The sequence below is a fragment of the Hymenobacter lapidiphilus genome (assembly GCF_013377885.1).
GTDB classification, from domain to species: Bacteria; Bacteroidota; Bacteroidia; order Cytophagales; family Hymenobacteraceae; genus Hymenobacter; species Hymenobacter lapidiphilus.
In genome coordinates, this window is the sequence record NZ_JABKAU010000004.1 from 83,906 (window position 1) to 98,152 (window position 14,247).

The window sequence follows — 14,247 nt, forward strand, 5'->3', positions numbered from 1 at the left end:
CCACCTTCTGTTTTATAGCTGGCCGCCGGCCTTTTCTTTATCTTCACGGCAGGCCCTTGCTCCCGGCTTATCTGCTTTTCCTATGGTCCTTTTCCGTGCGTTGCTGCTGCCCTTCCTGTTGAGCCTGCTACTGGCCGGGCCAGGGTATGCCCAGCGTAAGCCTGCCCCGGCGGCCCGGCCGGCCGAGGCCAGGCCCGAGAGCAAGCCCGAAGCCAAATCGGGCAAGCTCAGCCGCAAAGAGCGCCGTGAGCTGGCGCGCCGGGCCACGCTCGATGAAGCTGCCCGGCAGCCGCGGGTACTCACGCCCAAGGAGCGTGAGATGAGCGAGTCCTACTTCGTGGATGGCGTGCGCTATGTGCTGCTCGAAGACTACAATAAGGCCCTGGAGCGCCTGCTGAAGGCCTATGCGCTGAACCCGGGCAATGCGGCCGTTAACTACAAGATTGCGGAGGCCAACCTGCTCAGCGGAAACCTGCAGGATGCCACCAACTTTGGGCGGGCTGCCGTGCGGCTCGATCCGCAAAACGCTTACTATTACCTGCTGCTGGCCCAGATTTACACCTCGCAGAAACAGTACGAGGAGGCCACCAAAGTATATACCGCGCTTATCGGGCAGGTCCCCGACTCCAACTACTACCTGTTCAACCTGGCTGACCTGTACGTGGCCCAGGGCCGGCTCGATGAAGCCCTGACGACGTTCGGGCAGGCCGAGCAGAAATTTGGGCCCCAAGACGAAATATCGTTTAAGAAACAGCAGATTTACCTGCGCCAGAACAAGCTCGACCAAGCACTGCTGGAAGGCGAATCGCTCATCAAATCGAACCCCGACGAGCCGCGCTATGTGCTGGCCCAGGCCCAGCTATACGCCACCAACCGCCGCTTCGATGATGCCGTGCGGGTGGCCAACCAGGCCCTGCGCTCCGACCCCGACAACCCCCGGGCCCGCATGATTCTGGCCGACGTGTACCGGCTCCAGAACAACCGGCCCGAATCGGAGCGGCAGCTGAAACTCGCTTTCGAGAGCCCCAGCCTCGATATTGACGACAAGGTGCGCATCCTGATTGAGTACCTGAAGCAGCTGCCCGACCCTGGCCTCAACGAGATGGCCCGCGGGCTGGCTGCCGTTACCATGCGGGTTCATCCGCGCGAGGCCAAAGCCTTTTCCATTGCCGGCGACATCGAAATTGTAACCGGCAACCGGGCTGCCGCCCGCGCCAGCTACCTGCGGGCCCTGCGCCTCGATAACTCCCGCTACCAGATCTGGCAGCAGGTGGTGCTTATTGACGCCGAGCTGAGCCAGACCGACTCGTTGCTGGCCCATACCACGCAGGCGCTGGAGCTGTTTCCGAACCAGGCACCGCTCTGGTTTTACAACGGGGTCGGCCATCAGCTGGAAAAACAGCCGGCCAAGGCCGTTAAGTCGTTTGAGTACGGCCGCAAGCTGGCCACCGACAACCCCGAACTGCTGGCCCAGTTCGATACCCAGCTCGGCGACGTGTACCATGAATTGAAGGACTATCCCAAATCGGATGCCGCTTACGAATCGGCTCTGACGTTCGATGCCAACAACGCCCAGGCCCTCAACAACTACAGCTACTTTCTGTCGATAAGGCGCGAAAAGCTGGACAAGGCCAAGGAAATGTCGGGCAAGCTGGTGAAGCAGTTTCCTGAGAACCCTACATACCTCGACACCTACGCCTGGGTATTGTACCAGCTGAAAGACTACGCCGGTGCCCGCCGGGCCCTCGAAACGGCCCTGCGCTACTCCTCCGATGCCACCATTGTGGAACACTACGGCGACGTGCTGTTTCAGCTCGGCGACAAGGAGAAGGCCGTAGCCGAGTGGCAGCGGGCCGACCAGAAAGGGGGTGCCTCGGCGCTCATCAACCGAAAAATAAAGGACAAAAAGCTGTATGAATAACCGCCCCGCGCTGCTGCTGAGCGTACTATTGGCCCTGCCGCTACTGCTCGGCAGTTGCACCAAAAAGCTGCTGCCGGATGCCAGCCAGCCATCGGCCACCAACCCGGTGCCGGAGGCCGTGAAGGCCGTCAACCTCGATTTTCAATTCATGACGGCCAAGGGTAAAGCCCAGTTTGGCGACCAAACTGCCAACGTGAACCTGCGGATGCGCAAAGACAGTGCTATCTGGCTGTCGGCGTCGTTGCTGGGCATTGAGGGCGGGCGACTCTACATCACCCGCGACTCGGTGCAGGTGATTGACAAGCTGCGCCGCGAGTACTATTCGGGCGACTTTGCCTACCTCAGCCAGCGGCTGAACGTACCCGTTACCTTCGATATGCTGCAGGCGCTGCTGCTGGGCAATTACCTGGCCCCCATCAGCCCCAACACCCAGCCGGCCATAACAACCGAGGGCACGGTGCAGCGGGTGCGCTACGAACAGGCCGGCTTGCTGATTATGCAGCTCGTGGATCTGGCCCAGGGCCGCCCGCGCCAACTACTGGTGCAGGACTCGGTGCAGGCCAACCAGGTAACGGTCGACTATGCCGATTTCCGCCAGCTTGAAAGCAATCCGCAGCCCTTCGCCTTCGAAACGCAGGTGCAGGTACAGCAGCGCCAGCAGCCGCCTACGCTGGTCACGCTCACCTACCGGGCCGTCGACCTGGACAAGGGCCGGCTGCAATTCCCGTTTTCCGTACCCAAAGGCTATGCACGCAAGAAGTAAAACCGGCCGGCTGCTGCTGTTACTGCTCTTGCTGCTGCTGGTTGGCCCAACCGCTCCGGTAGCGCTGGCCCAAAAAAAGGCCCCGGCCGCCAAAAAAAGCAAAGCCCAGCTGGAGCGCGAGCGGCGCGCCAACCTCAAGCGCATCAAGGAAACCAGCCGCATTCTGGCCCAGACCCAGCAGAAAAAGCAGGCGTCAGTGGGGCAGCTCAACGCCATTCAGGAGAAGCTGGTGGTGCAGCAGGGCGTCATCAAAAACATCAGCTCGGAGCTGCGCTATATTGAAGGCGACGTGCAGCAGACCGAAGGCCAGGTGCAGCAGACGCGCCAGCGCCTGGAGCGCCTCAAGGCCGAGTATGCCCGTCTGATTTATGCCGGCTCGAAAACGGCCAACGGCTACAACCGCCTTATGTTCTTGTTTGCGGCCGAATCGTTCAACCAGTTCCTGCTGCGTTTGCGCTACATCCGGCAGTACACCGAGGTGCGCCAAGCCCAGGCCAAACAGATTACCCAAACCCAGCAGCGCCTGGGCCAGCAGCTGACCGGCCTGCAGCAGCAGCGCCAGGAAAAAGGCTCGCTACTCAGTACCCAGCTCTCCGAAAAGAAGACCCTGACTACGCTGAGAGTGCAGCAGAACCAAGTGATTACCAAACTCACTCAGCAGGAAGAAGGCCTGCGTAAGGAGCTGGCCAACCGGCAGCGGGCCATCAGCCGGCTCGATAACCTGATTGCGCTGCGCGTACGCGAGGAAATTGCCCGCGCCGCCCGCGAAGCCGCACGGCGGGCAGCGGCCAGGGCCCGCGCCGCCGAAGTGGCGGCCAACGCCGGCCGCAGCCCCGGTGCCACCTCGCGCACCCCTACTACCGCCGCCGCTGAAGAAGCCGCCGCCACTAAGGCCGAACGCACCGACCGTGTAACACTGACGCCCGAAACGGCCAAGCTGGCCGCTTCCTTCACCGACAACCGGGGCCGCCTGCCCTGGCCCGTGGGCAAAGGCTTTATCAGTCAGCGCTTCGGCCGCCACAACCACCCGGTACTCAAAAACGTGGTGGTCGAGAACCGCGGCGTCGATATTCAGACCAACTCCGGCGAATCGGTTCGGGCCGTATTCAGCGGCAAGGTGCTGACGGTGGCCAGCGTGCCAGGCATGGGCAACATCGTGATGGTGCAGCACGGCGACTACTTCACGGTGTACGCCAAGCTGCGCAACGTGAGCGTGAGCGAGGGCCAGACAGTTGAGGCCCGCCAGACCCTGGGTACGGTTTCGACCAACGCCGAGGGCACCTCCGAAGTACAGTTCCAGGTGTGGCGCAACAGTGCCAATCTCAACCCCGAAAACTGGCTCGGCCGCAAGTAAGCGCTACTGATGGTGAGGAACATTGTTCCTCTTCAACCAGCGAGGTGGTTTGGAAACCCAAAAGAAGGTGGGGCTTCGGGAAGATCGGCCTCACCTTCTTTTGGGTTTTGATGCCTTTCTGAACTGCCTCACCAATAAAAAAACCCGGCTCCAAAGGAACCGGGCTTTCTAAGCTATGAAAACAAACTTAGCTACCGGAATCCCCCGCTACCGGCGTGCGGCTATACTAACCGCCCGCAGATAAGGTAAACTCCCGATAACCAGGTGAAAGATACTGGAGGGCAAAGCCCACCCAATGCCAATTTCGCCCAATACCCTTTTTCTCTCGGTGAAAAGCGCTATTAGTGCGTTGCGGCCGGACCAACCGGTTCAGACAAGGTTGAGCCGACTTAGCAGCCCGGCTTTAAATGAGTTGCCGATGGGCACGGGCAGCAGGCTGGGGCCACCTTCGGCACCACGGTCGGCCTCCACCAGCAGCGCGTCGCTCTCAATGGCAATAATACGGTCGAGGCGCACGATGTACTTGCGATGCACCCGGGCAAAGTCGCGGGTCGGCAGTCGGGACTCCAGCTCCTTCATCGTGCTGTAGATGGTATACCGTTCGGGGCCTGCGTAAATATTCACGTAGTCGCCCAACGCCTCCACATAGCGGATGTCGGCCGTTTTCAGGCGCAGCAGCTTGCTATCCTGCTTGATGAAGATTTCGTTCTGGCTTTTGCTGAGGTACAGGCTCTCGGCCGTGTCATTGGCCAGGCGCAGCAGGTCATCGAGCTTGCGGCGCTCCTGCTCCAGCTCGAGGCGGGCCCGGCGCAGTTCCAGGTGGGCTACCACCTCGCGGCTCAGCACGGCCAGGGCATCGCGCTGGCCGTCGGTAAGACGGCGGGGCACGGTATCGATAACGCAGAGTGTCCCCAGCGCATCGCCCTGGGGCGTGAGCAACGGGTAGCCGGCATAGAAGCGGATGTTAGGCTCGCCGGTTACCATCTGGTTGTGCTCGAACAAAGGGTGGCAGGCAGCATCTTCTACTTCGTAGAGCGTGCGGCCCTGGATGGCGTGCTGGCAGAAAGCCAGCTCGCGGGGCGTGCTGGCGGGCCAATGGCAGTCGGTGCGGGCTTTAAACCACTGCCGCTCACCATCGAGTAGCGAAACCAAGGAGACGGGCGTGTTGCAGATCACAGAGGCCAGCCGCGCCAAATCGTCGAAGGCGGCCTCCTGGGTGGTGTCCAGGATTTCATAGGATTGCAGAGCCGTGAGGCGCCGAATTTCCTGAGCCCGCGAAAGGCCGGCCTGCACCCTGGGATAGGAAGTTGCTTCTTCCAACAACATAATATGGCAGTAAGATATAAGAGGGAAACGGCCTTCTGGAATCACTAAATAACACAGCACCCCCCATTTAAACTGGGTGAAACCGCTAAAGCGGGCCTTTTACCGGATCAATAGCCTCCTTTACTGGCTGGGGTCTTCGTCTGGAATAAGCACCGGATTGAAAACGCGGCTGGCTGCACCAACTGTACTGTTATGGCTGGGTTGACGGAACTGTTTTTCAAATTATGGGGTACCTTTACAATCTACCCGCGCATGTGTTGCGTATACTCTGCTTTGACCTTCTAATTCTGGCCCTCGGGTCTGCTACATATGAACTTTGCCACCCTCCTGCTCGGAATCGGTAACTTTGGTGGTACCGAAATCCTGCTCATCGGCCTCGCCATCATCCTGCTTTTCGGAGCCAAGCGCATTCCGGAGTTGTTCCGCGGCATGGGCCAGGGAATCCGCGAGTTCAAGGACGCCTCGAAGGAGGAGAAGCCTGAGTTCCGCGACCGGCCCGTAAACCCGGTTAACCCCAACGACCCGGCTGCGCCCCGTCAATAAACCCTTCAGTTATGCAAATGCCTGTTCTTTTGTTTTTAGGCGACATTGGTGGTGCTGAGCTTATGCTCATCATGGTCGTCATCCTGATTTTCTTCGGAGCCAACAAGATTCCTGAGCTGGCCCGCGGGCTGGGCAAAGGTATTCGGGAGTTCAAAGACGCTTCGCGCGAGATTCGTAGCGAGGTGGAGAACTACGGCCAGCCGGCCCAGCAGCCCTACCAGCAGCAATTTCAGGAGCAGCCGCAGCATGCTTACCAGCCCGCCGCACCGGTAGCCGAAGCTGCCCCTGTTATAGCGCCACCCATGGATGGTGGCATTGCGCCCGTTGTAACACCCGAGCCGCTCGCCACGGAGCCCGAACGCTCGCGCCTCGACCAGACGAGCTAGTTTCAGCAGCTTTTAGCTACGTAATATCCGAACCGCCGGCAGCCAAAATCTGCCGGCGGTTCTGTTTTTAGCGGTGAGGGTGCTATTTTCGCGCTTCCGCCTCGCTTCGCAGGCCTCCTCTTTAATTTCTTCGTCTTGAGACGTTTCGATTCCCTTTCCGAAGTACGCCGCGACATTGCCGCCGGCACCGCATCGTGCCAGCAGCTGGTTGAGCACTATCTCAACAATATCGCCCGGCAGGAAAACCTCAACGCTTTTCTGGAAGTGTGGCCTGAGGAGGCTCGCGCCCAGGCCGTGGCCGTCGATGCGAAGCTGGCCGCTGGCACCGCTGGCAAGCTTGCCGGCATGGTTATCGGCCTGAAAGATGTGCTGGCTTATGAAGGCCACGCGCTGCAAAGCAGCAGCCGCATCCTCGACGGCTTCAAGTCGCTGTTTACTGGCACGGCCGTGCAGCGGCTGCTCGATGAGGACGCCATTCTGATTGGTCGCCAGAACTGCGACGAGTTTGCCATGGGCGCTTCCAACGAAAGCTCCTATTTCGGGCCCGCTCGAAATGCCCTAGCCCCCGACCGGGTGCCCGGCGGTTCGTCGGGTGGCTCGGCAGTGGCTGTGCAGGCCGATATGTGCCTGGCCTCGATTGGCTCCGACACAGGTGGCTCGGTGCGCCAGCCAGCGGCTTTTTGCGGTATCGTAGGCTTCAAACCCACGTATTCGCGCATTTCCCGCTACGGACTGGTGGCCTACGCTTCGTCGTTTGATCAGATTGGCACGCTTACCCGCTCGGTAGAGGATGCGGCCCTACTGCTCGAAGTAATGGCCGGCTCCGACCAGTTCGACAGCACCGTGAGCCAGCAGCCGGTGCCCGCCTACAGCCAGGAGCTGACGCCCGCGCTCCAGTACCGTATCGGCTACATCCAAGACTGCCTGGTTCGCCCGGGTCTCAACCCCGAAATAAAGGCGGCTACCGAGGCCACACTGGAGCAGCTGCGCGGCCAGGGCCATGTGGTGGAGGCCGTGGAGTTTCCTTACCTCGACTTCATTGTACCAACTTATTACATCCTGACCACGGCCGAAGCCAGCTCGAACCTGAGCCGCTACGACGGTGTGAAGTTCGGCTACCGCGCCCCCGACGTTACGGACCTGGAGTCACTTTATAAGAAGACCCGCTCGCAGGGTTTCGGGCCCGAGGTACAGCGTCGGATTATACTGGGCACGTTTGTGCTGAGTGCCAGCTACTACGACGCCTATTACACTAAGGCCCAGCGGGTGCGTCGGCTCATCAAGGAGAAAACCGACGAGCTACTGCGCGACTACGACTTCCTGGTGCTGCCCACAACGCCCACCACAGCCTTCAAGATAGGCGACGAAGACCGCGACACGCTGTCTATGTACCTGGCCGATATTTTCACGGTTCAGGCCTCGTTGGCAGGTGTACCGGCCATTTCGGTGCCCAACGGCCTTGATTCGCAGGGCCTCCCGATTGGCCTTCAGGTGCTGGCCGGAGCCTTCCGCGAGTCGCAGCTGCTAGCCTTTGCCGGCTCGTTGAAATTTTAGCTTACTCCTACCCACTTCTGCCCAACGAACGATAGGTAACGGCTGTCAGCTAGCAGCTTGCTGTTGAAGTGCTACTTTAAGTCGTAGGGCTGGGAGTTATGATAAACTGTGCTATTTTTGGCAGAACGCTGGGTTGTGGCTCAGCGTTTTGCGTTTGGGCCAACCGGCCATTGTCCTTTTGAGTGAGTTAGCATGATGAAGTTGCTGCGGTTTGCCGCTCCCGTTCTGCTGGCCTGCACGTTGGTTCCCGCCGCCCGGGCCCAGGTGCGGCCTGGCGCTTCAAAAGCCCCGATTGCCCTACCTTCCGATTCGGTGCTGACTGCTTTGCCGCTGCTGCCCGATTCGTTGGCCGCCGCGCCCGTGGCACCCGACTCGGCGAAGCTGGCGTGGCTGCGCACCCCACCCGAGCTGCGCGACCTGGTGGGCGACCGGGTGAGTTGCTTTGACACCGATGTGCCCCACGTGTTCAACAACCACGTGATGAGCTTTGTGAAGCTGTTTACCGAGCGGCAGCGGGGCTACACGCAGCGGGTGCTGGAGCGTGAGAACCTCTACTTTCCGCTTTTCGAAAAGTACCTGGCCAAATACAACCTGCCGCTCGACCTTAAGTACCTGGCCGTGGTGGAGTCGGCCCTGATTCCGACGGCCAAGTCGCGGGTGGGCGCCACCGGCCTGTGGCAGTTTATGGGCCCTACTGCCAACGACCTGCGCCTGCACCGCGACGACTGGGTAGATGAGCGTATGGACCCCGAAAAGGCTACCGAAGCGGCCTGTAAGCACCTGCGCTACCTATACAGGGTGTTCGGCGACTGGGAAATGGTGCTGGCTGCCTATAACTGGGGAGCCGGCAACATGCAGCGCGTAGTGAAGCGCACCGGCAAAAAAACCTACTGGGAAGTGCATAACAGCCTCCCGGCTGAAACCCGCAACTACGTGCCCACCTTCACGGCCATTATGTACGCCATGAAGTACGCCAAGGAGCATCAGCTGCACGCGCCCACGCTCAACTACCAGTATGCCCAGGCAATGGACACGCTGCAGCTGGGCGGGCGGCCCTTCGACCTGACGCGCCTGGCGCAGGCCATCGGTGCTCCCGATTCGCTGGCACTGCTGCGCCTAAACCCGGAGCTGCGCAAGCCCTACCTGCCGGCCGGCTACCGCCCCTACATACTAAAGGTGCCAGCCAGCGCCCGCCCCGCTTTGGCCGTAGCCAGCCGTGAGGCCCTTTTTGATTACTGCCGCCCGCTGGCCGACCTGCCCCGCCCACTGGCCCCGCGCCTGGTGGCGCTGAGCGGAATTATGCCACTCCCCGGCCGCAACCTGGCGGTTTCTTCATCTGCGGCGGCAGCAGCGGCGGCCGAACCACGCTTCGAGCGCCTACGCCATACGGTGAAGCGCGGCGAAACAGTGAATTCGGTAGCAGCCCGCTACAAGGTGAGTCCGGCCCAGGTGCGCCGCTGGAACAAGCTGGGCTCTGGTGCCTCGTTGGCGGGCCGGCAGCAGCTGGTGCTGTTCCGGGCGCTGCCGGCCGTGGCCGAACCCACAGCCACCGCTTCGGTTGCCGCTGTAATTCGGCCGGCAGCAGCCCCGACTCGGGTAGCCGCTACCAAAGCCGCTTCGGTAGCTCCGGCCACCGAACCAGACTCGACTACCGAAATGCTGGCCCGCGTTCCGGCCAAACAGGCCGCCGAGGTGCGCCGGACCGTGGCCGCAGTTTCAGCAGCTACCGACAATGCTACTGTACCCAACCGCTACGTGGTGAAGCCGGGTGACTTTCTGGAGAAGATTGCCACCGCCAACGACCTGACCGTGGCACAGCTCAAGGCCTGGAACCAGCTCGGCAGCTACGTGTTGCAGCCCGGCCAGGAATTGATGCTGAAAGCCCCGCCGGAAGCAGCCGCAAATGAAGCGGTGGCCGACCTCACGGAGGCGACCCGCAACGTAGCAGCGGCCGCTCAGGCTCCGGTGCGGCGCGCGGCCCGTCCGGCTACCCCGGCCGCGGCTTCCGTAGCATTGCCCTCCGCGCCGCCGCTGCACTTGGTGCAGCCCGGCGACACGCTCTACAATATCTCGCGCCGCTACCAGGGCCTGACGGTGCAACGGCTGCGGGAGTTAAATAACCTGAAATCAGATGCCGTGCAGCCTGGGCAGAAGCTGGTAGTGGGTGGGTGAGGAGACAGATGCTGCTTTCAGCCCCGTCCGCTACTCCCTGAAAATTTTCAGGAGCCGGTGAGGGTTCTGCTGACCGAGGGAAATAAGCGAGGCCCGATGACGTACTCAATGTGGGTACGCCATCGGGCCTCACTTATTTCCTTCAGACGTACCATTTCAGGCATATTCCCAGCGCCCGATGACGGCAGGTTGTCCACAACTTTTAGGCGACTCAATAAAAAAACAACCTGGCAGGGAACTATTTTATCAAAGCTGGCACAACTTTAGATTTACTCGTTGAAGCTGTTTAGAAAGTCAAAAGAACGTCATGCTTCATCTGGCGTCCGCGCAGCCGAAGCATCTCTACCGTTTCGTTACAGTCATTCAGCGAAGCGGTAGAGATGCTTCGGCTACGCGGACGCCAGATGAAGCATGACGTTCTAATTGATTCCGGTGACTTCCTGAAAAGCTTGGTTTTATCCTTCTACACCTGCCTCGCATTATTATGTTCAAAAGCCTATCATTATCCGCGTTAATCGTTTCCTCTCTATTTATGTCTTCCTGTCAGAAAGAGGACGACCCGCAGCCCGGTGTGCCGGAAGCGGAGGTGGAAATGCAGCGGGCCACTACCTACCTGTCGACCAGCCGCTTCAACAACGAGCAGGGCTATTCGCAGAAGACGCTGCAAAGCACCGCTACCCTCGCCACCGATAAGCTGCAGCTGGATTTCGACGCAATCGAGGGCAAGGATGCCATCAGCTTCACGGTGCCGCGTTCCAGCCTGACAACCGCGTTTGTCGGCGTCTACGAGCTCCGCACGTTGGCCAGCCATGCGGCACCGGTAGCCAGTGTGTATACCTTTTTCAGGTCGCGGGCCGCGGGGTCTATCAACAGCACTACCTATCGCAACATGCGGGGCCAGCTAACCATTACGGGTTACGATGCCCAGCGCCAGCTGCTGGCCGGCTCCTACCAGGCACAGCTGGAAAACGTGGCTGACCCGGCCGATGATAACGGCGCCAGCGGCGATGCACTGCGCTGCAACGTGGAAATCACGGGGTCGTTCACCAACCTGAAAGTCCAGTAAACCCGTTTTGGGTTCTTCGGCATTCACGCAGTATGATTTCCTATTCCCTATCCTACCAACATGCGTAAACTTCTCCCCTCTTTAGTGCTTACCGTTTTGAGTTTGGTCGGCGCTTCATGCCAGAAGAATGATGATCCGACTCCGTATGTGGTGCCTGTTGCGACCTACGAAATGTACAGCATGGTGAGTTACCCCGCCAGCCGTGAGTCTGGTGGAATCAGCCACTCTCCTAAGGATTTACTGGGACGGGCAGCCTGGGAAAACGGCCGTATGGCGTTGTATTTAAGCTCCGGAAATCTGCCGGTAAACCAAGTGCGGTTTCTGATGCCAAGCAGCTTTCCCGGCAAACTGGGAACATTTGCCCCCGAATCGGCACAGGCACCAATGGCCGATGAGGTGCAGACCACTTACACGCTGAGCTACGACCTTACGCCTACCACCCGGCTGAGTAAAATTCATCGAGGCCGTGATTATGCTACCGAAGGCCGCCTGATAATTACCGCCTACGACGGGCCCCGGAACCTTATCAGCGGCAGCTACGAAATAACTTTCAAGAACGTGGCCGACCCCTACGCGGAATTGTTGCCCAATCTGCCGGTCAGAAATAGCGTGGTCGTCGTGGGCGGGGAGTTCACCAACCTACCCATCAAGCCCTAGCAGGCCGTTACCTCCCCGTGTTCAGAAAGCCCCGAACCCTGCCCGGTCCGGGGCTTTTCGGTTCCGGGTGGGGCTTGTACCTTTGAAGCCGGCTCATTTTGCCGCATCTTGCTTCCTTGTTCTTTTCTTCGGAAGCTCATCTTCTGCCCTGCCTCATGCTCAAAATAAACAAACAGGACGCCCTCGATTACCACTCCCGCACGCCGGCCGGTAAAATTGAGGTGGTGCCGACCAAGCCCGTGAGCACCCAGCTCGACCTGGCCCTGGCCTACTCGCCGGGCGTGGCCGAGCCGTGCAAGGAAATTGCCGCCGACAAGAATGCCGTGTACAAGTACACGGCCAAGGGCAATCTGGTGGGCGTTATCAGCAATGGCACGGCGGTGCTGGGTTTGGGCAATATCGGGCCCGAGGCCTCCAAGCCGGTAATGGAAGGCAAGGGCGTACTGTTCAAGAAGTTCGCGGGCATCGACTGCTTCGATATTGAGATTGATGCGACCGACCCCGACGAGTTTATCCGTATCGTGAAGTCGCTGGAGCCAACGTTTGGCGGCATCAACCTGGAAGACATCAAGGCCCCCGAGTGCTTCCGGATTGAGACGGCATTGCGCGAGCAGATGAACATTCCGCTCATGCACGACGACCAGCACGGCACGGCCATCATCACGTCGGCGGCGCTGCTGAACGCGCTGGAAGTGGTGGGCAAGCAGATTGAGCAGATTCAGCTGGTGGTGAGCGGAGCAGGCGCAGCGGCCATTTCGTGCCTGCGCCTGTACCTGGCGCTGGGCGTGCGGCGCGAGAATGTGGTGGTATTCGACAAAGACGGCCTCATTACGCCGGCCCGCACCGACCTAGCCGACATGCAGCTCTTCTTCGCCACCGAGCGGCCCATCAGCACGATGGCCGAGGCGCTGGAAGGGGCCGACATGTTCCTGGGCCTGTCGGCTGGCAATGTGCTGGCGCCCGAGCTGCTACTGAAGATGGCCGCCGACCCCATTGTGTTTGCGCTGGCCAACCCCGACCCCGAAATCGGCTACGAAATAGCCATGGCTACCCGGCCCGACCTGATTATGGCCACCGGCCGCACCGACCACCCCAACCAGGTGAATAACGTGCTCGGTTTCCCCTACATTTTCCGGGGGGCGCTGGATGTGCGGGCCACCGAAATAAACGAGGAAATGAAGCTGGCCGCCGTGCGCGCCCTCTCGGACTTGGCCAAGGAGGCAGTGCCCGAGATGGTGAACCGCGCCTACGGCGACAATACGCTGAGCTTCGGCCGCACCTACCTCATTCCCAAGCCCCTCGACCCGCGCCTGATTACCACCGTGAGCCCGGCTGTGGCCAAAGCGGCCATGGACAGCGGCGTGGCCCGGGTGCACATTACCGACTGGGCCGGCTACGAGGACGACATCCGGGCGCGGCTGGGCGTGAACCAGAAACTGATGAACCGCATGACGTCGGCGGCGCGTAGCAACCCCAAGCGGGTGGTGTTTGCCGAAGGCGACACATACAAAACCCTCAAGGCCGCCCAGATTCTGCGCGAGGAGGGTATTGCCTTTCCTATTCTGCTGGGCAACCGCAACAAAATTGAGCGCATCGCAGCCGAAACGTCCCTCGACCTCGAAGGCTGCGAAATAATCGACATCATCCGCGAGGAAGCCAAGCGCGAAGAGTACGCCGAGCTGTTTTACCAAAAGCGGCAGCGCCGGGGCATTACAATATATGAGGGCCGCCGGCTGCTGCGCGAGCGGAACTACTTTGGGGCTATGATGCTGGAAGCCGGCCATGCTGATGCCTTTATTACAGGCCTGAGCAAGGACTACGGCAAGTCTATCGTGCCGGCGCTGCAGGTAATTGGGGTGGCCGAGGGCGCCAAGCGGGTGGCCTCGATGTACATCATCCAGCACAAAAAAGGGCCGTTCTTCTTCGCCGATACCACCGTCAACATCGACCCTTCGGCCGAAGAAATGGTGGACATTATCGGACTGACGGCCCGGGCCGTGAAGTTCTTTGACGCCGAGCCGCGGGTGGCCGTTATCAGCTACTCCAACTTCGGCTCGAACCCCGGCGAACTGCCCGACAAAGCCCGCCGCGCCACCGAAATGGCCAAGCAGCGCTACCCCGACCTGCTAATTGATGGCGAGATGCAGGCCAACACCGCCCTCAACCCCGAGCTGCTGCAGGAGCAGTACCCCTTCTCGCCGCTGGCGGCCAAAGGCGGGGCCAACACGCTCATTTTCCCCAACGTTATCAGCGGCAACATTGCCTACAAGGTGCTCCAGGAAATTGGGGGTGCCGAGGCCATCGGGCCGGTGCTGATGGGCATGCGCAAGCCGGTGCACATTCTGCAGCTCGGTGCCTCGGTGCGTGAAATCGTGAACATGGCCGCCATTGCCGTAGTCGATGCCCAGCAGCCCGGCAACAAAGGGCTGTAAGCAGCAAGGACCAGGAAAGAACGTCATTCAGAGCGAAGCGAAGAATCTCGCGGGCCACACTAACTCCTGACAG

The 14,247-nt window shown here is 60.4% G+C and carries 11 protein-coding genes; 10 read left to right on the forward strand and 1 reads right to left on the reverse strand.

Annotation, left to right across the window (positions count from 1 at the left end):
- Positions 1-82: 82 nt before the first annotated feature.
- Genes HW554_RS03210 through HW554_RS03220 form a run of 3 tightly spaced genes read left to right on the forward strand, consistent with a single transcriptional unit; the run spans position 83 to position 4,038 of the window.
- The gene (locus HW554_RS03210) at positions 83-1,921 is read left to right on the forward strand and encodes a tetratricopeptide repeat protein (protein ID WP_176906911.1); all 1,839 of its coding nucleotides are present in this window, start codon (positions 83-85) and stop codon (positions 1,919-1,921) included.
- On the forward strand, positions 1,914-2,684 hold the full coding sequence (locus HW554_RS03215; RefSeq protein WP_176906912.1) for a DUF4292 domain-containing protein: 771 nt from the start codon (positions 1,914-1,916) through the stop codon (positions 2,682-2,684). The genes HW554_RS03210 and HW554_RS03215 overlap by 8 nt, the downstream gene beginning before the upstream one ends.
- Positions 2,668-4,038: a murein hydrolase activator EnvC family protein gene (locus HW554_RS03220; RefSeq protein WP_246285080.1), complete on the forward strand. Its 1,371-nt coding sequence runs from the start codon at positions 2,668-2,670 to the stop codon at positions 4,036-4,038. Before HW554_RS03215 ends, HW554_RS03220 begins: the two co-directional genes overlap by 17 nt.
- Before the next feature lie 369 nt (positions 4,039-4,407).
- On the opposite strand, the gene HW554_RS03225 is transcribed toward HW554_RS03220, so the two are convergent.
- On the reverse strand, positions 4,408-5,364 hold the full coding sequence (locus HW554_RS03225) for a GAF domain-containing DNA-binding protein (RefSeq protein WP_176906913.1): 957 nt from the start codon (positions 5,362-5,364) through the stop codon (positions 4,408-4,410).
- Between the two features lie 309 nt (positions 5,365-5,673).
- Here HW554_RS03225 and HW554_RS03230 point away from each other — a divergent pair, with 309 nt between their 5' ends.
- The 7 genes from HW554_RS03230 (at position 5,674) to HW554_RS03260 (ending at position 14,174) form a co-directional block, all read left to right on the forward strand.
- Complete coding sequence (locus tag HW554_RS03230; RefSeq protein ID WP_176897135.1) at positions 5,674-5,907, forward strand: Sec-independent protein translocase subunit TatA/TatB; 234 nt, start codon at positions 5,674-5,676, stop codon at positions 5,905-5,907.
- Between the two features lie 17 nt (positions 5,908-5,924).
- Positions 5,925-6,293, forward strand: a complete 369-nt coding sequence (locus HW554_RS20915) for a Sec-independent protein translocase subunit TatA/TatB (protein WP_317170817.1) — start codon at positions 5,925-5,927, stop codon at positions 6,291-6,293.
- Between the two features lie 135 nt (positions 6,294-6,428).
- Positions 6,429-7,847: an Asp-tRNA(Asn)/Glu-tRNA(Gln) amidotransferase subunit GatA gene (gene gatA, locus HW554_RS03240; protein WP_176906915.1), complete on the forward strand. Its 1,419-nt coding sequence runs from the start codon at positions 6,429-6,431 to the stop codon at positions 7,845-7,847.
- 192 nt (positions 7,848-8,039) lie between these two features.
- Positions 8,040-10,019 carry a LysM peptidoglycan-binding domain-containing protein gene (locus HW554_RS03245; RefSeq protein WP_176906916.1) on the forward strand — a complete coding sequence of 660 codons (1,980 nt, stop codon included), beginning with the start codon at positions 8,040-8,042 and terminating at the stop codon, positions 10,017-10,019.
- 532 nt (positions 10,020-10,551) lie between these two features.
- Complete coding sequence (locus tag HW554_RS03250; RefSeq protein ID WP_176906917.1) at positions 10,552-11,085, forward strand: hypothetical protein; 534 nt, start codon at positions 10,552-10,554, stop codon at positions 11,083-11,085.
- A gap of 324 nt (positions 11,086-11,409) precedes the next feature.
- Positions 11,410-11,742 (forward strand): hypothetical protein, encoded by a 333-nt coding sequence (locus HW554_RS03255; protein WP_176906918.1) that lies wholly within the window; start codon positions 11,410-11,412, stop codon positions 11,740-11,742.
- A gap of 155 nt (positions 11,743-11,897) precedes the next feature.
- A complete protein-coding gene (locus HW554_RS03260; RefSeq protein WP_176906919.1) occupies positions 11,898-14,174 on the forward strand; it encodes an NADP-dependent malic enzyme in 2,277 nt (758 codons plus the stop codon).
- Positions 14,175-14,247: the final 73 nt, after the last annotated feature.

Excerpts from the sequence above, each read along its gene's own strand:
- HW554_RS03250 (WP_176906917.1), top strand. The coding sequence starts at position 10,552 with ATGTCTTCCTGTCAGAAAGAGGACGACCCGCAGCCCGGTGTGCCGGAA.
- HW554_RS03245 (WP_176906916.1), top strand. The coding sequence starts at position 8,040 with ATGATGAAGTTGCTGCGGTTTGCCGCTCCCGTTCTGCTGGCCTGCACG.
- HW554_RS03225 (WP_176906913.1), bottom strand. The coding sequence starts at position 5,364 with ATGTTGTTGGAAGAAGCAACTTCCTATCCCAGGGTGCAGGCCGGCCTT.
- HW554_RS03230 (WP_176897135.1), top strand. The coding sequence starts at position 5,674 with ATGAACTTTGCCACCCTCCTGCTCGGAATCGGTAACTTTGGTGGTACC.
- HW554_RS03220 (WP_246285080.1), top strand. The coding sequence starts at position 2,668 with ATGCACGCAAGAAGTAAAACCGGCCGGCTGCTGCTGTTACTGCTCTTG.
- HW554_RS03255 (WP_176906918.1), top strand. The coding sequence starts at position 11,410 with ATGCCAAGCAGCTTTCCCGGCAAACTGGGAACATTTGCCCCCGAATCG.
- HW554_RS03210 (WP_176906911.1), top strand. The coding sequence starts at position 83 with ATGGTCCTTTTCCGTGCGTTGCTGCTGCCCTTCCTGTTGAGCCTGCTA.
- HW554_RS20915 (WP_317170817.1), top strand. The coding sequence starts at position 5,925 with ATGCCTGTTCTTTTGTTTTTAGGCGACATTGGTGGTGCTGAGCTTATG.
- HW554_RS03215 (WP_176906912.1), top strand. The coding sequence starts at position 1,914 with ATGAATAACCGCCCCGCGCTGCTGCTGAGCGTACTATTGGCCCTGCCG.
- HW554_RS03260 (WP_176906919.1), top strand. The coding sequence starts at position 11,898 with ATGCTCAAAATAAACAAACAGGACGCCCTCGATTACCACTCCCGCACG.